The organism is Gardnerella sp. KA00127 (assembly GCF_049244125.1).
Classification (GTDB): domain Bacteria; phylum Actinomycetota; class Actinomycetes; order Actinomycetales; family Bifidobacteriaceae; genus Bifidobacterium; species Bifidobacterium swidsinskii.
On record NZ_CP058377.1, the window covers coordinates 922660 to 939741 of the forward strand.

Consider the following 17082-nt stretch of genomic DNA (forward strand, 5'->3'; position numbering starts at 1 on the left):
ATTACAAAAGTCATGCATTAACACACATTTTAGAATTATGCATCTCATCAAGCAAATCTTGAACCAAATATCCGTCGCTCATACAATGCATATCCGAAATACCATTACGCATCAAATCGTAAGTAACAGAATGGTAAAACACGTCAAGCGCCTGCTCATAACTCAACCCAGCACGCTCAGCCAGAAGACTTACAACCCTAGCATACTTCTTTTGCAACAAAATAGGATTCGCCTTCAAAATCCATCACTCCCCTAAAAACTTACTATTTACACACTCGCTTTTTATGTATGTAAGACACAAATCAATAGCTTTTTGACTTCTAAAACATATTTGATTATTAGGTTTTTCATATTTTAGTCTGCCTAAAGCTTCAGACTTACTAATTAAATCATCAAAAAACAATTCAAGTGTGTTATAAACCTTATCGTTTGCTACACCGCCAATTACTACATCAAAACTGCTTGCATCATTTCCAGAACGAGCATTAAGTATGAAATTAAGCCATTCTTCAGAATATGAATCAAACTTAAGAACAGATAATTCATTAAGAACATTATTGTCAAAATTATAAGAAGAAACAAAAGCATCTTTGTCCTTGCGAATAAATTTCTTCGCCCAATTATCAGCCTGACTACGTATTGATGTAACGTAGAATCCTGCGCCAAAATCAACATCTTTACGCGAATGCAATACATCTGGAAATTCAACAGGCATAAAAGAACCGTGATAAACAATCATACTTTTACACCTTTTTCGCGCATGAAGGAAATAATATCGTTTGTAATATACTCTTTGCCTTGAGTGTGCAAAACGTCATAAGATGGAACAATATAAGACATAAGAATATTACTCTTCTTAGTCAAAGCATCATACGTATCGCGAGGGTTTTGATTAAGCTTCTTAGCAACATTTTCAATACAAAATATTGCAAAATCAAGCTTATCTTTGTCAAAGACTTCTTGCTTAATATCATTCATAACCCCTCCTTTTGTAAAAACATTATTAGAAATACATCTACTAGATAATGCGTATACAACAAGTTCTAACACACCTAGCACACATAACACATCTAACACAAGTCTACATCAAAAAAATATAAGCAATCGCGCACACAAATGCTTTCAGACTCGAGTTACGCAAGTTCGAAGCAAGCGCACGTGCATAAAAGTCATTACAGCGAGAAGAATAAGCAAATAAGCCGGAAGAAGCACCATAGAAACATTCTGCGCAATTAGTCCAAAAATCGCAGGCATTACCATAGACCCAATATATGCGCTTGCCATTTGCATGCCAACAATAGCTTGAGACTTATCTGCACCAAAATAATGCGGCGTGGAATGAATAATGCATGGGTAAACTGGAGCGCAGCCTAGTCCAATAATTACAAATCCTGCAATAAGCTCAATATGATTCAGCAAAGGCAGCAACAATACCAGAATGCCCATAAGCATTACGCACTGCCCAATACGAATCATCGTTGCATCGTTAAAACGCATAGTAAGAAATCCGCTTACAAAACGACCAACTGTAGTGCCAACATAAAACAAGCTTGCCCAACCTGCCGCAACAATGCGGCTAACTCCTCCATGCAAAACCATGTAACTACTAGCCCATAATCCTGCAGTTTGCTCCAACGCACAATAGCAAAAGAACATAATAAGAATATTCTTAGCTCCTGGAATGCGCAAAACTTCCTTATAAGATAGCATCCCAGAAGATTGTTTCTTTACCTCAGTAAGATTATGCGTCTCTGCCTTTTTATTATTATTTTTCCACAGCGGCAAACTTATGAATAACACAAGAGTGAGAGCAATTTGTATAACAGCAATATACTGGTAGCCTGCAGGCCAACGCTGACCGTGAGAAAGTGCGAAACCCATAACGTAAGGGCCTGCTGAAGCTCCAATTCCCCACATGCAGTGAAGCCAGCTCATGTGCCAGCTTTCATAGTGAATTGCAACGTAATTATTAAGAGCCGCATCCACTCCTCCAGCACCTAAACCGTATGGTATAGCTAGAAAAATAAGCACAAGATAATTCGGAGCAAAAGAAAAACCTAGTAACGCTAAAGCTGTTAAAGCAACTGAAATAAGCGTAACCTTCCCAGGGCCAAACTTATGCGTAAGCCTATTAGATAGCAGCGCAGAAACAATTGTTCCTGCAGAAATAACCATTGATATTCCACCAGCCCAAGAAATTTGCGCACCAACATCATGACTCATCGTAGGCCACGCAGCTCCAAGAAGAGGATCCGGCAAACCCAAGCTTATAAAAGCAAGATAAATAACAGCAAGAAGAAGGTTAACCATAAAAATTCCCCAACACTAGTACTTCATATTTGTAATGCCAACGCGACTTTATAAAGCAATATAAAGGAATACAAATATACAAGGCGACATAAAGCGACGCGAGCGGCATACCGATATCAGGTATCGATTTTGGAACGATCGAAGTCGTCTGCGTTATCAACAATAAACTGCTTGCGCGGAGGAACATCATCGCCCATTAGCAAATCAAATACTTCACTCGCTTGCTGAGCATCTTCCATACGAATCCTTCGAAGCATGCGAGTTCTAGGATCCATGGTTGTGTCTGCAAGCTGATCTGCATCCATCTCGCCCAAGCCCTTGTAACGCTGAATATCGCTGTTAAAATCAATGCCTTTAGCTTGCAAATCATCAAGCTTTCCAGCCAATTCATCGTCGGAATACGTGTAAATATACTCGCCCTTGCGCTTTCCAGCGAGCGCAATTCTGTGAAGAGGCGGCACTGCAGCATAAACATGACCGTGCTCAATAAGCGGACGCATATAACGATAGAACAGCGTCAGCAGCAAAATACGAATGTGCGCGCCGTCAACATCAGCATCTGTCATCATAACAATCTTGTTATAACGTGCTTGTGAAATATCAAAACTTGCGCCCGATCCTGCTCCAACAACCTGAATAATTGCAGCACACTCTTTGTTGGAAAGCATTTGTGCAAGACTTGCTTTTTGCACGTTCAAAATCTTACCGCGAATTGGAAGAAGAGCTTGGAAAGCAGAATTTCGAGCAGCTTTTGCAGTGCCAAGTGCAGAATCGCCCTCGACGATGAAAAGCTCTGCAACATCGTCGTTTCCAGGCTGGCAGTCAGAAAGTTTCGGCGGCATTGAAGCAGACTCAAGAGCGTTCTTTCTGCGGGTAACTTCCTTAGTTTTACGCGCTTGAATACGCGCATGCATTTCGGAAACTATTTTTTCCAAAACTCTAGAAGACTGCTCTTTGAATCCTCTCTTAGAACCGGTAATCATCTCACCGAATTGAGCGTCAGTCATTTTGGTAACGATTGGCTTAACTTGAGCAGTTCCAAGAACATCCTTAGTTTGACCTTGGAATTGAGGCTCGGCAATACGAACAGTTACGACTGCTACCAAGCCTGCCATAATGTCATCACGCTCAATTTTTGTGTTGGCGTCTTTAAGATTTACTTTAAGCTTTCTAGCATTATCTTCCACGGCTTTACGAATTTGCTTAGTTAATCCCTGCATAAAGCCGTCAACGTGCATGCCTCCGCCAGGAGTTTCAACAACGTTTACGAAACTAATAATCGTTGAATCGTATCCGTTTACCCAGCGCATTGCAATATCAACACCGCATTTTCGAGTTACTTGCTGCGCGTGTAATTCACCAGAAGAGTCAACGGCTTGCGTTTCTTCTATATAAGTATCTTCGCCAGAAATACGCCAAATATCCGATACTGCTTCACCTTTTGAAAGAAAATCAACGAAATCTTTAACACCACCGTTGTGCAAAAATTCAACTACTCGAGGATGATGCTTATTTTGCATTGAGTTAGCAGACTGAGCATTTGCAACAGATTGTGCAACTGATTCTTCAGATTCAGCATCTTCAGTCTCATCTTCATTCGCGATATTTTCAGTCTTATCTTCAGAATCACCTTCATCTTCTAATGTTGTTTCAGATTCTAATTCTTCAAATTCAGACACAGAGTCATCGATATTATCAGGCTGATTTTCAAGAAGATTATTTTCCGCAATATTATTTTCTGCAACATCATCTTTAGTAGAATCAATTTCTTCAATATTTGCAGATTCACCTTCAGGAACGTGCTCGTCAATAACAGTAATTTTTAAGCCTGGAACCAGGAAACTTGTTTGACGCACGCGAGCAATAAGCTGCTCATAGCTGAAATGCGCAGTTGAGTTAAAAATTTCTGGATCCGCCCAGTAGCGTACACGAGTGCCGGTAGTTTTTGGCGAAACAGTGCCAATAATTTCAAGCTCAGTAGGCTTATTTTTTCGCGTGCGCTTAAACGGAGAAGCAGGAGATGGATGCTCTGGATCTGCATCACTATAAACTCCAGGATGTCCCTGATGGAACGCCATATGATGCGTTTTACCGTCTCTATCAACTTCGACATCTAAACGCAAGCTTAAAGCGTTTACAACAGAAGATCCAACACCATGTAAACCGCCTGCAGCATTATAAGAAGCGTTGCCAAACTTTGCTCCAGCATGAAGCTTAGTTAAAACAACTTCAACGCCTGTAAGTTTTGTTTTAGGCTCAACGTCTACTGGAATACCACGACCGTTATCTGCAACTTCAATAGATCCATCGTCGTGAAGAGTAACAATAATATGATCGCAAGCTCCAGCTAAAGCTTCGTCAACTGCGTTGTCAATAATCTCCCAAAGGCAATGCATTAAACCTTGACTGTCTGTAGTGCCAATATACATGCCTGGACGCTTACGAACTGCGTCTAAGCCTTCAAGCACAGTCAAGCTATCAGCATCATATTGCTCTTTATGAGAGACCACTTCTACCCCTTGCACTTATTAAACGTACAACCGATTATTTTAAGCAATAAGTGTCGTACTATCGCAAAAGCAACAATACGACACTTTGTAATATAACTTCACACAATCACTGATCTAAGAAGTCACGCAAAGTTTGCGATCTAGAAGGATGACGCAGCTTAGACATTGTTTTAGACTCAATTTGACGAATACGTTCACGAGTAACACCATAAACGCGACCAATATCGTCTAAAGTCTTTGGTTGACCATCTTCCAAGCCATAGCGCATCTTAATAACTCCAGCCTCTCTAGGGGCCAAAGTTTCCAAAACTTGCCTAAACTGTTCTTGAAGAAGCGAGAATGCAACAGCATCAGACGGTGCGATTGCGTCAGTATCTTCAATCAAATCGCCAAACTCAGAATCGCCATCCTCACCCAAAGGAGTGTGCAAAGAAATCGGTTCACGACCGTACTTTTGTACTTCCTGAACCTTTTCTACTGGCATATCCAGTTCGCGAGCAAGCTCATCTGGTGTAGGTTCACGACCTAAATCTTGAAGCATTTGACGCTGAACCCTAGAAAGCTTATTAATAACTTCAACCATATGCACTGGAACTCGAATAGTACGAGCCTGATCTGCCATAGCACGAGTAATAGCCTGGCGAATCCACCAAGTTGCGTAAGTTGAGAACTTAAAGCCCTTCTTCCAGTCAAACTTTTCAACTGCACGAATCAAACCAAGGTTACCTTCCTGAATCAAATCAAGGAAAAGCATGCCTCTACCCGTATAACGCTTAGCAAGAGAAACAACAAGACGCAAGTTTGCTTCAAGAAGATGATCTTTAGCTTTCTTACCATCTGCCGCAGCCCACTTAAGCTCACGCTTACGCTTAAACTCCATTTGATCAATTTGAGTATCAAGCAAATGCTGAGCATACAATCCAGCTTCAATACGCTCTGACAAATCAACTTCTTGCTCAGCGTTAAGCAAACTCACGCGACCTATCTGCTTTAAATAATCCTTAACAGGATCTGCAGTAGCGCCTGTAGCAATTACACGACGCTTAGGATTACCAGACGGAGTTAGATTATCATCATCGTCATCGTCTCGTACAACAAATGCGCCTTTTGCTTGTGGCACTTGCGGAGCATCATGCTTAATTTCGTCGTGATCATCAATTTCATCAAGATCTTCAGACTCTTCATCATCAAGATCATCTGCAACGTCAATATCGCTTAAATCGTCAACATCAGATATATCTTCTGGCTGGATATCGTCTAAATCATCAAGATTCAAATGTTCATCATCAACATCAAGATGTGGATCGTCATCTAAAGGATCGTCAATAGATAATTGATCTTGAGATTCAATATCTACGCTATCCTCAGTTTCGTCATGTTTAGCATCAGACGATACTGATTCAGTATCAATCTTGTTGTCTTCAGTTTTCTTTGAGCGAGAACTGCGTGTCTTGCTATCAGCTGACGAAGTTCGAGTACTGGTTTTACGCGCAGCGCTAGCCTTGCGAGTTTTTACAGGCTTAGTATCATCTTGCATTTCGTCGCTGTCGACCGTTGATCCAACTTCACTCGTCAAACTGTTCCTCCTGTATTATCCCCTTGTAACGCATATAGGCATAGTTCATGCAAGGGCAAGTTTTACCTTAAGTAGTAAACCATTTAAGCAAGACGATTATTCCCCAACTAATTTTTTGCGGCGTGGCGAATTATTCAATCCATGCTGGCTCAAGACCATTTTCGAATGCTCCACACACTATTTTTGCCATAGAACAATCAGGATCAATGCGCAATGCACAATCACAATAATACTTTACTTCTCCTAGCCTAAACCACCAGCTGATATAAGCTAATAAAGCGTAAACTTGCACAGATAATTTTGGAATGCTTTTAGTAATAATAGCCATAGATTTTAAAATTTTGCACGCGAAAATAGCTCTCTTTATATCAGGCTTATTATTTGTTTGAGTGAATTTTGCTTCTAAACAATGCCGCAAATTACGAGATACTTCAGGAGTGTGAGGACACCAAGCAAATTTCGACAAAGTTTTTTCGTCATACCATTCTTGATTTTCATCCAGAATAGAAATAAGCATTGCGTCACGAACATTAATATTATGCAACATTGCTATTGGCAGGTTTACTAGATCATATCCAAAAATTTTTTCATCATAAGCAAACATGTTGTACCATCGCATAAGTGCTCTACTTGCAATATCTCTAATAGCGTATTGCTTGCCATTTCGATCAACATTTTCTATAAAAGCTTCCGAAACTGCCGGAACCCAATATTCTAATCCTTTAATCCATTGCGCACTATCACTACAGTTGTTGTAAATATATTCCTTAGAGAAAGTCATAAAAAAGCTGCACTCTTTGGAAGGATATATATTCCCATTAATATCTGAAATTTCTCTTCCAGCAAAACTTTCAAAATCTTCTGAACCTGCAAAATCTAAACAACCATTAAAAGAATTAGCGCTTTCACCATAAATTTGCATAAGACTTTGCATATCAAAGTCATCAATACAATTATGCGATATCTTCGTTTTCAAATCATCCTCTACAATTTCCATGCATACTCCCCCTCATTTTTTACATGATTTTTTATTTTGATAATCAAACTATGCAATAGCATTTTTGATATATTGAAGTTTCTCAAGATATGAGTCAGCATTCAATAAAAAACTATTTCCGCGGTGAAAAGCTTATTAAACCATAATAATAACTGCGTTTTGTAATGTTCAGCCCTGTGGATAACTTTCATAATATGAGCACATTTATAGGCAACAATTACAGTCTTAACGATATTGAATCTAGAATTACTTTTTTAATTTCTCAGCAATTTAATACGGGATTAGAAAATAATCTTTCATCCACATGTGCGCAAATACTACAGCAAGTAATAAAGCAAGCTATTGTTTCAAGCGAAGGCGGAAAACGTCTTAGAGCTCTTCTTACGATTTCAGCATTTTACGCTGCATCAAAAGAAACCAATATTCAAAAAATCCATGAACAGTCTGTATTTGACATAGCTTGTGCTCTAGAAGTATTTCAAACAGCTGCATTAATTCATGATGATATTATTGACGAATCTTATTTAAGACGTGGAAAGCCTAGTGCGTATTGTGCATTAAGTAAAGCTTGCAATAATAAGCATATTGGCACAGGCTTAGGTTTAATGCTGGGAGATCTACTTGCCACAGAAAGTTTCGATATTGCAAGAAATCGTGCGAAGAATTTTACTTATGGCGAGGAATTGTTAGCAGCATTTGCGTCTATGCAAAGAAATGTTGGTATTGGTCAAGTATTGGATTTGTCAATAGAAATGATGCAACTAGATAATCCAATACAACTTGCGGAATCATCTTTGAATGTTTTTAGATGGAAAACAGCCAGCTACACTACTGTTGCTCCATTAACTCTCGGCTTTCTTGCAGCAAATATGCAACCAACTGAAGCATACAATCTTGCTAATTCTATTGGCAATTCGTTAGGTGTTGCTTTCCAAATTGCTGATGATTTGCTTGATATTGTTTCAGATAGCAAGATTACAGGTAAGCCTATTGGCGGTGATATTAGAGAAGGTAAGCGTGCGGTTCTTCTTGCAGATGCTTTGCAATACGGAAACGATAACGAAAGAGAAATACTATTAAAAGCTTACACGAGTAGTACTCGAAGCGAAGATGATGTAAATAAAATAATACAGATTTACCATACTTCTGGTGCTATTGAAAAATCAAAAAAGCGAATTGAGACTCTGTGGAATGATTCACAACACGCAATCGAATCAAGTACATTGAGCGACAATGGAAAAGCTATTTTGCATGAAATTAGCAAACGATTTATACCTGAAGCATGGCGTAATGTACAATAATATTTAGCAAATAACGCTCGAAATTAGCTTTCTTTACTATCTTGCTTGTACACTCGTAAGTAGTAAAAATGGTTTTACGCGTATAAGGATTGTGACAATGGATGAAGCTACGCAGGCGCAGCCAGGTATGCGCATTGAAAATCGCTATCGCATTGTGCGCAAAATAGCTCAGGGTGGCATGGCTACTGTGTATCAAGCAGAAGACGAACGCCTTGATAGACCTGTAGCAATTAAAATCATGCACACTCAACTTGCTCAAGGGGTGCATCGCCAGCAATTTATTGCTAGATTCCGCAGAGAAGCGACTTCTGCTGCAGCAATTGCAAATCCACATATTGTACAAGTTTATGATACAGGCGAATATGACGGGCTCGATTATCTCGTAATGGAATATGTTCATGGCGTTAATTTGCGTTATGAAATGAATATGCAAGGCACATTCAGTGTGCGAGATACGCTGCGTCTACTTGCAGAAACTTTGGATGGTCTCGCTTCTGCACATAATGCTGGAGTTGTACATAGAGATATTAAGCCGGAAAATATTTTAATTAACGATCGAGGTCATGTTCAAATTACTGATTTCGGTTTAGCTAGAGCAATTTCGCAAGCAACACTATCTTCTACAGGATTACTTCTTGGCACAGCAGCTTATCTTGCTCCTGAACTTATTGAGCATAATCTTGCAACTCCTCAAGGTGATTTGTATTCAGCAGGCATGATGGCTTGGGAAATGCTTGCAGGAAGAGTGCCTTTTACTGCAGATAATCCTGTTACGCTTGTTTTCAAGCATGTGCATGAAAACACTCCTTCCATTGCTACAGCTTGCCCTGGAATTAGCGAAAAAGTTGCACAATTCATAGCAAACCTCACTGCTCGCGACATGAACGAACGACCTAAAGATGCAAGTGAAGCATTAGCAAAATTACGTGCACTTTCTACACAATTAAACTCTGAAGATTGGCAATACAAAGCAGAAGAACCACAAGAGTTTTCAGAAGAAACAGACTTTTCTCCTATTAATAATTTGCGTGTTTCCCCTGAAGCAAATTATTCGGACAAATTGAATCCTAATAATGACTCAGATGCTACACGAGCAATAAATACTTCAGGCTCTAATTTTTCTGCTAATTCCAACTCTTTATTGCAAAATGCTACAGACGAAACTGTTGCAATACCTAGAAATAATTCTGTAAGTGAACTCGATTCACACACAAATAATGATCTACATAATCCTGAAGTCAATAATGTAGCAATAGACAATTCACTAGCGAAGTCCGACAGTGCTTTCGATACGAATAATCTTCAAAAAACACAAGCTATGCAATGGCATGCTGCTAATGCAGAAGATGTGTCATACAATTCGCAAGATAATCCTTTAGAAGAATTTGACGATAGCAATATGCCAACAATTGCTATTAGCTCTCGCAATTTTAACAACAACTTAAATGCAGCAAAACCGTTTGGCATGTCAAATAAGGAAAAAAACTTAGGAAACAAGCCTAATCGTTCTTCTAAAAAGCGTGTTTTCCTTATTGCAGGTTTAAGCACAGCTGGAGTATTAGCAATTGCTGCTATTGGTGGTTTTTGGTATTTCTTAGGTCCTGGCAGTTATTGGACGTTGCCTAAGCCCGACGACCTTCAATGCAAAAATTATGCATCTTGCAAAATAACTGATGTCAATTGGCAACAATATGAGCACACGCTTAAAATTGCTGGAATTCCTTACAAAGTTTCAAAAGATTATAGTGACGATGTGCCAGAAGGAAAAGTAGTTTCAACAAATCCTGATGTTGTAGGAAGCCATATTCAAAAGCACAATAATAGCACTCTTAATGTTGTGATTTCGCGTGGAATTCGCAAGTCTACAATCCCGGACGATATTACAGATCCAAAGACTTACAATGGCAAAAATCCTTTGAAAACATTGCGTAAAGCAGGATTTACTAACATTGTTCACGATAAGTCAGGAGACACGTATTCTATAGACATACCAGCTGGCAGCTTAATTGATATTAACCCTAAACCTGGCACACGCATGAACCATAACGAAGAAGTAAGTGTTTTACTTTCCAAGGGACCTAAGCCTGTGCAAATGCCAGATATTGTTGGGAAAACAAAGAGTGAAGCTGACTTAGCTTTAACTGACGCTAAGCTGGATGTAAAGTACGAAGAAGAAAATAGCGATACTGTAGCAAAGGGTAAGATTATCCGCGCTTCCGTTGAAGCTGGTTCTGACTTACATTGGGGCGATAGTGTTAAAGTTGTTGTTTCAAAAGGTCCAAAAACTGTTACATTGCCAAACGTTTGCGGAAAGAACAGTAATGAAGCTAAAAGGATTATTGAAAATCTAGGGCTAAAAGTTCGTATTTCTGCTCCACTTGGTGATTTAATGCACGTAGTGCGCTTCCAATCCCCTGGAGCTGGAAGTGAAGTACCATTGAAGGATTCTAATGGAAATCCTTCTATTATCACTCTTACAGTAATATAAGCGTGTTTTAAGTATTATAAAAGCGGCGGAAGCTAAATAACTTTCGCCGCTTACATATTTGAATATAAATAAAATTTAAATATCTAATAACGCTAGCCTAATAGCATTAGAATTATATTATTTATTTTCATTACTTTCTTCACGTTTTTTACGCATACGTTCTTTTACAGTTTGAGCATATTCATCAACGTATTCTTGACCACTCATTTGCTGAATAGACTTAGTTACTTTATCTGTAATTTCACGTAAACGCTCGTGGGTAATCTCGCTTTCGTCACAAACACGCTCTACTTGAATAGGCTCGCCATAAATTGCCTTAGTTTTACCTTTTGCAGGAATAACTTGACCATGCACTTGCAATTCTCTAGTTCCAATAATTGCAACTGGTATAATCGGGCAACCTGTTTCAAGAGCAAGACGTGCAGCACCAGTATGACCGCGATATAAACGACCGTCTGGACTTCTTGTACCTTCAATATGAATACCAAAAAGCTGACCTTTTTCTAATATTTCACGAGCATGATTCAAGGCGCCAAGCGATTTTGCGCCTCCAGAACGATCTACAGGAAAAACGCCAACAGAAGTAAACCACCACTTCTTGAAACGACCCTTTAAACCTTTGCCTTCAAAATATTCTGCTTTACCCATAAAGTGAATCATACGAGGACAAGTCAATGGCAGAAGCGCGTCATCAATAACAGCAAGATGATTTGCAGCAATAATAGCTCCACCCTTTTTAGGTACATTTTTAACACCTTGCGCTGATGGATGAATCCTCATGCAGGCAATACCCCCAAGTCCCTTCACGAAGAACCAGTACAACATACCATATCCTTTCTTGCAAGTCCAATTTCGAACATTTTAAGCATAGAATCAGGAAGACTTGCTACAGTATAGTTCATGACCTCTTCTAAGAATACCAACGACCCTCGCCGTGATGACGAGTTAACGTCAGAATCATTAAAGAATAATCAAAAACAAAACAATAGAAATTTTGATGATGATTGGTCATCTTTTATTGCAGAGCATTCTGACGATATGAATGATATTGCTAATTCACGTAGCGCAAAAAGCTTTGAAAAGCATGCTCAGAAAGAAGAAAAAAAGAAAAATCACAACAGCATAGCAAGCGATAATAATTCTAAAAATCAAAAAAATGCTATAAAAAATAAATTTAGCTTAAACAATTTAAGCAGCCATAAATCCTATATTATTCCTACTAGAATGCAAGACCCTCACACGATCATAACTGCTAAAGGTCCTCGTGATAATACACGCACAAGTTGGCTTGATTTAGATAAGACTATGGAAGACTATGGAGATGATTTTGTGCCCCCAAATCCACAATTTTATAACGTATCTTTAGTTAATGTAGTTTTGTGGATTCTATTTGTTATAGGTATCTTCGGTGTTATTGTAAGTGCTTTTATTCCTGCTATAGCAAACATTGTTGGTATTATATGCGGCCTATTAACGCTACTTAGTGGAGCAGGATTACTTATGAATCGCAAAAAACCTAATCCGTATAAAGAAGATTACAGCGATTATGGAGATGGTGCTCGAGTATAGCTAATAATCAATCGAATATAATAAAAGGCGGCATGATTATAATCACACCGCCTTTTATTTATTTTACCTAGCAGCTTTCAAGTTACTCAGCTTCATTTTCAGATTCGTTTTGACCATGGCAAAGCTTGTACTTACGACCAGAACCACATGGGCACTCTTCATTCTTATTTGTTCCTGGGAATGTACGACCATCAGACCATGGAGTCTTCCATTCTTCATTCTTTGGTCGCATGCTCAACGGAACATCTCCCTCAGCATGACTCAAAGGTGCAGGACCAACAATACCAGCAGCCTGATCTTCAGCATCTACCTCAGACGAAGCTTGTGCAACATCTTCATCAAGCTCATCGTCAGAAGAAATATCTTCAGTAGAAGCAATCTGATTGATATCAATGTGGAATAGAAGCTGAATGCTTTCTTCCTTAATTGCCTCAATCATCGAATTGTACATCTGGTAGCCTTCACGCTGATATTCAACGAGCGGATCACGCTGACCCATACCACGCAGACCAATACCATCCTTCAAATAATCCATCTCATAAAGATGTTCACGCCACTTGCGATCGAGAACAGAAAGAACAACGCGACGTTCAATTTGACGAAGTGGATCAGCGCCGAGACGATCTTCGATGAGAGAGTAAACCTTTACTACACTGTCGACAATCAAATCACGCAAAGCAGAAACAGCTTTTTCGCCCTTAAGATTGATAATCGTTTCACACACCTGATCCCAATCAAGAAGTACAGGCATTACAGAGTTAAGAGCATCTTTTAAGCCGTCCAAATCCCAATTCTTTGGCTTATCAGAACCGTTCATTGCGCCACGCACATAACTTTCTACGGTGTCACTGATGAACTTCAAGATGTCCTCGTGAATATCTTCACCCTTAAGAACCATCTGACGCTCTGCATAAATCACAGTACGCTGCTTATTCATAACATCGTCATACTTCAAAACGTTCTTACGCATTTCAAAGTTACGAGCTTCAACAGTCTTCTGTGCCGTGCGCACACCGTTAGAAACGTACTTAGACTCAATTGGTTCGCCTTCTGGCAATCCCTTAGCCATAACACGAGCAACAAGCTGAGTGTTGAACAGGCGCATCAAATCATCTTCCAAGCTTAAGTAGAAGCGGGACTCGCCAGGATCACCCTGACGGCCAGAACGACCTCGAAGCTGGTTATCAATACGACGAGATTCGTGACGCTCAGTACCAAGTACATACAAGCCACCAAGATTCTTAACTTCTTCGTGCTCGTCCTTAACTTGCTCTTTAACTTCAGCTAAAACGCCTGGCCAACGCTTCTCATACTCTTCAGGAGTATCGTCTGGAGAATATCCTTCAGCCTTCAACTTAGCATCTGCAAGGAACTCAACATTGCCGCCAAGCATAATATCGGTACCACGACCTGCCATGTTAGTAGCAACAGTTACAGCACCCTTACGACCTGCAACAGCAACAACAGCAGCTTCCTTAGCATTCTGCTTAGCATTCAAAACCTGGTGAGGAATGCGAGCAACGTCAAGAAGCGAAGAAAGAATCTCAGAAGATTCAACAGAAGCTGTACCAAGCAACACAGGCTGACCCTTTGCATGACGCTCAGCAACATCTCGCACAATAGCAGTAAGCTTTTCTTTCTTTGTGCGGAAGATCAAATCGTCCTTATCTTTACGAATTACTGGACGGTTGGAAGGAATTGGAAGAACACCAAGCTTGTAAGTTCCCATGAACTCTGCAGCTTCAGTCTCAGCAGTACCAGTCATACCAGCAAGCTTGTCGTACATGCGGAAGTAGTTTTGCAAAGTAATAGTAGCAAAAGTCTGATTTTCTGCCTTGACTTCCACGTTTTCCTTAGCTTCAATTGCTTGATGCAAGCCCTCGCTATAACGACGACCTGGAAGAACACGACCAGTATGCTCATCGACAATCAAAACTTCGCCGTTTGTAACAACATAGTCACGATCTAGAAGGAAAAGCTCCTTAGCTTTCAAAGCGTTATTCAAATAACCAATAAGAGCTGTATTGCTTGGCTCATAAAGGTTATCGATGCCCAAGTAATCCTCAATTTTTGCGATGCCAGGATCAAGAATACCTGCGGTTTTCTTCTTTTCATCAATCTCGTAATCAACATCGCGAGTAAGCTTCAAAACAAGCTTTGCAAATTCACGATACCAATGAGTTACATCACCTTCAGCAGGACCTGAAATAATAAGTGGCGTACGAGCCTCATCGATAAGAATGGAATCGACCTCATCGACAATTGCATAGTGATGACCGCGCTGCACAAGCTCGCTCTTTTCCCACGCCATGTTATCACGCAAGTAATCGAAGCCAAACTCATTATTTGTACCGTAAGTAATATCAGCATTGTATTGCTTACGACGCTCTGGCGGCTGCTGGTCTGTAATAATGCATCCAACACTCATGCCAAGGAATCTATAAATACGACCCATAAGCTCGCTCTGGTAGCTAGCAAGGTAATCGTTGACTGTGACAACGTGCACACCTTTGCCTTCCAAAGCATTCAGATAGCTTGGCAAAGTAGCAACCAATGTTTTACCTTCACCAGTTTTCATTTCTGCAATATTGCCCCAATGCAATGCAGCACCACCCATAAGCTGCACATCGAAATGACGCTGGCCAAGCGTACGCTTTGAAACCTCTCGCACAGTAGCGAAAGCTTCAGGCATCAAATCATCAAGCTTTGCACCATTGTCTAAACGCTGCTTGAATTTAGCAGTTTGACCCTTCAATTCTTCATCGGAAAGCGCGGAAATTTCATCTTCCAACGCATTCACAGCCTTTGCTACGTTCTCAAGGCGCTTCAATTGACGGCCTTCACCCATACGCAAGGCTTTATCGACGATATCTACCACGTTTTGCTCCCTTAGGTCATGTCTATGACGACGGCCTAGCCAACATAGACGTAAACTGTGCCTATATTACGCGACGGCTACGATTTTTATAAGTTAGCGCGTCTGATTACTACATAAAAATGCCCGCCCAACATTGTGCTAGACGGGCATGCGCACTTATTCGCGCATTTTAGATGTGTTTTAATTATTACTTTTGCTTAGCAACATTTTCAGGTGTATCAATTTCAAATACGCCATAGCTCCAACCATGTCTGCGATATACTACAGATGGTCTCATAGTTTCTTTGTTTACGAACAAGAAGAAATCATGCCCAATAAGCTCCATCTCATACAAAGCCTCATCTATGCTCATAGACTCTGCAATATGTAGCTTACGACGAATCACAATAGGAGTGTCGCCAACACTTACTTCCACAGATTCACCAGGACCTAAATCAGAAGCAACAGCAGCATCTGCGCTATTAACCTCATTTTCTTCTGCCTCTTCAACAGTAGTCTCAATCTCAGGCTCTACAGCACCCATATCTACAGGGGTCATTTCCGTATATCCACGGCGATGATCCTTACGACGATCGCGAGTACGACGCAAACGAAGCGTCAACTTATCAAGCGCCATATCTAATGCACTAAATTGATCAGTGCTAGAAGCTTCTGCGCGAATCACAGTGCTTCCTGCAACAACAGTAATTTCAACTCGCTTTGCTGTGTCAGCCTGCCTTGGATTGCCTTCATGAGTCAACACGATTTGCACGCGCTGCGCATCAGGCGCAATGGCGGTCACACGATTCATCTTACTTTCTACAACGTCACGGAACCTTTGATTAATCTGCGTATGACGACCAGTAATGACGATTTCCATGCGAAACCTCCCCATATAGACTCGAACCTTAAGTTCGATTTGTACAACCCGACTGCCACGATGCCGTCGGTTCTTCTATTATATCTGCTAAATCCATACAAACCTAGCGATTTATTAAATTAAAATAAAAAAATTAACGTTTATTACGGAATTTCTTATAAAATAACGAATTTTTTACGATATTAATATCATCTGCTATAATTGGGAAGGTTGAGGTTTCACGATGGCCGCGGTCACAATGTTCATTCGGAGTGGCTGAGGAACTTCCGGGCTCCACAGAGCACAATGGCGGATAACGTCCGCCCAGGGCGACCTGAGAGATAGCGCAACAGAGAATAGACCGCCTGAACGTTTCGTTCGGGTAAGGGTGAAACGGCGGTGTAAGAGACCACCGGACTTCTGGTAACAGTAAGCCGCATGGCAAGCCTCATTGGGAGCAAGGTCAAGCAGAAGACGCTTTAGAGCTGCTCGCTCAAGTCTTCGGGTAGACTGCTAGAGTTTGGCGGTAACGTCAAATCGAGATGGATGGCCATCCGCATGCACTTGTGTATGCGACAAAACCCGGGGTATGTGAAACCTCATCAACTCAACCAA

General features: G+C 40.4%; 13 protein-coding genes and 1 other RNA gene. 4 read left to right on the forward strand and 10 right to left on the reverse strand.

Annotated features, from left to right (window positions below):
* Positions 1 to 10: 10 nt before the first annotated feature.
* The 7 genes from HXT48_RS03635 to HXT48_RS03665 all read right to left on the reverse strand — a co-directional run bounded on the left by HXT48_RS03635 (position 11) and on the right by HXT48_RS03665 (position 7393).
* Entirely contained in the window at positions 11 to 238 is a 228-nt protein-coding gene (locus tag HXT48_RS03635; RefSeq protein WP_004111475.1) for a DUF3791 domain-containing protein, read from the reverse strand.
* A 6-nt stretch (positions 239 to 244) separates the two neighbouring features.
* A complete protein-coding gene (locus HXT48_RS03640) occupies positions 245 to 739 on the reverse strand; it encodes a DUF3990 domain-containing protein (RefSeq protein ID WP_421792962.1) in 495 nt (164 codons plus the stop codon).
* Positions 736 to 978 (reverse strand): DUF3791 domain-containing protein, encoded by a 243-nt coding sequence (locus HXT48_RS03645; RefSeq protein WP_012914119.1) that lies wholly within the window; start codon positions 976 to 978, stop codon positions 736 to 738. Before HXT48_RS03645 ends, HXT48_RS03640 begins: the two co-directional genes overlap by 4 nt.
* Positions 979 to 1122: 144 nt before the next feature.
* Entirely contained in the window at positions 1123 to 2310 is a 1188-nt protein-coding gene (locus tag HXT48_RS03650) for an MFS transporter (RefSeq protein ID WP_421792964.1), read from the reverse strand.
* A gap of 116 nt (positions 2311 to 2426) precedes the next feature.
* A complete protein-coding gene (locus HXT48_RS03655; RefSeq protein WP_415690049.1) occupies positions 2427 to 4820 on the reverse strand; it encodes a DNA gyrase/topoisomerase IV subunit B in 2394 nt (797 codons plus the stop codon).
* A 106-nt stretch (positions 4821 to 4926) separates the two neighbouring features.
* The gene (locus HXT48_RS03660; RefSeq protein ID WP_004106787.1) at positions 4927 to 6396 is read right to left on the reverse strand and encodes an RNA polymerase sigma factor; all 1470 of its coding nucleotides are present in this window, start codon (positions 6394 to 6396) and stop codon (positions 4927 to 4929) included.
* Positions 6397 to 6526: 130 nt separating this feature from the next.
* Positions 6527 to 7393: a hypothetical protein gene (locus tag HXT48_RS03665; protein WP_102703062.1), complete on the reverse strand. Its 867-nt coding sequence runs from the start codon at positions 7391 to 7393 to the stop codon at positions 6527 to 6529.
* 194 nt (positions 7394 to 7587) lie between these two features.
* Between HXT48_RS03665 and HXT48_RS03670 the strand changes: the two genes are divergently transcribed.
* Together HXT48_RS03670 and HXT48_RS03675 are read left to right on the forward strand one after the other, a co-directional pair.
* On the forward strand, positions 7588 to 8694 hold the full coding sequence (locus HXT48_RS03670) for a polyprenyl synthetase family protein (protein WP_102703061.1): 1107 nt from the start codon (positions 7588 to 7590) through the stop codon (positions 8692 to 8694).
* 97 nt (positions 8695 to 8791) lie between these two features.
* Complete coding sequence (locus tag HXT48_RS03675; RefSeq protein WP_076002813.1) at positions 8792 to 11182, forward strand: Stk1 family PASTA domain-containing Ser/Thr kinase; 2391 nt, start codon at positions 8792 to 8794, stop codon at positions 11180 to 11182.
* A 117-nt stretch (positions 11183 to 11299) separates the two neighbouring features.
* Here HXT48_RS03675 and HXT48_RS03680 read toward each other — a convergent pair whose 3' ends face one another.
* The gene (locus HXT48_RS03680) at positions 11300 to 12007 is read right to left on the reverse strand and encodes a lysophospholipid acyltransferase family protein (RefSeq protein ID WP_012914113.1); all 708 of its coding nucleotides are present in this window, start codon (positions 12005 to 12007) and stop codon (positions 11300 to 11302) included.
* Between the two features lie 75 nt (positions 12008 to 12082).
* Here HXT48_RS03680 and HXT48_RS03685 point away from each other — a divergent pair, with 75 nt between their 5' ends.
* Entirely contained in the window at positions 12083 to 12751 is a 669-nt protein-coding gene (locus HXT48_RS03685; RefSeq protein WP_102703060.1) for a hypothetical protein, read from the forward strand.
* Positions 12752 to 12833: 82 nt separating this feature from the next.
* On the opposite strand, the gene secA is transcribed toward HXT48_RS03685, so the two are convergent.
* Together secA and hpf are read right to left on the reverse strand one after the other, a co-directional pair.
* Positions 12834 to 15629 carry a preprotein translocase subunit SecA gene (gene secA, locus HXT48_RS03690; protein ID WP_288231117.1) on the reverse strand — a complete coding sequence of 932 codons (2796 nt, stop codon included), beginning with the start codon at positions 15627 to 15629 and terminating at the stop codon, positions 12834 to 12836.
* Positions 15630 to 15816: 187 nt separating this feature from the next.
* Entirely contained in the window at positions 15817 to 16488 is a 672-nt protein-coding gene (hpf, locus tag HXT48_RS03695; RefSeq protein ID WP_421792968.1) for a ribosome hibernation-promoting factor, HPF/YfiA family, read from the reverse strand.
* A gap of 211 nt (positions 16489 to 16699) precedes the next feature.
* Here hpf and rnpB point away from each other — a divergent pair.
* An RNA gene (gene rnpB, locus HXT48_RS03700) (RNase P RNA component class A) lies at positions 16700 to 17073 on the forward strand.
* The last annotated feature ends 9 nt before the right edge of the window (positions 17074 to 17082 follow it).

Coding starts and splice junctions, on each gene's coding strand:
- HXT48_RS03640 (WP_421792962.1), bottom strand. CDS start 739: ATGATTGTTTATCACGGTTCTTTTATGCCTGTTGAATTTCCAGATGTA.
- HXT48_RS03645 (WP_012914119.1), bottom strand. CDS start 978: ATGAATGATATTAAGCAAGAAGTCTTTGACAAAGATAAGCTTGATTTT.
- HXT48_RS03650 (WP_421792964.1), bottom strand. CDS start 2,310: ATGGTTAACCTTCTTCTTGCTGTTATTTATCTTGCTTTTATAAGCTTG.
- HXT48_RS03665 (WP_102703062.1), bottom strand. CDS start 7,393: ATGGAAATTGTAGAGGATGATTTGAAAACGAAGATATCGCATAATTGT.
- HXT48_RS03670 (WP_102703061.1), top strand. CDS start 7,588: ATGAGCACATTTATAGGCAACAATTACAGTCTTAACGATATTGAATCT.
- HXT48_RS03675 (WP_076002813.1), top strand. CDS start 8,792: ATGGATGAAGCTACGCAGGCGCAGCCAGGTATGCGCATTGAAAATCGC.
- HXT48_RS03680 (WP_012914113.1), bottom strand. CDS start 12,007: ATGTTGTACTGGTTCTTCGTGAAGGGACTTGGGGGTATTGCCTGCATG.
- HXT48_RS03685 (WP_102703060.1), top strand. CDS start 12,083: ATGACCTCTTCTAAGAATACCAACGACCCTCGCCGTGATGACGAGTTA.
- hpf (WP_421792968.1), bottom strand. CDS start 16,488: ATGGAAATCGTCATTACTGGTCGTCATACGCAGATTAATCAAAGGTTC.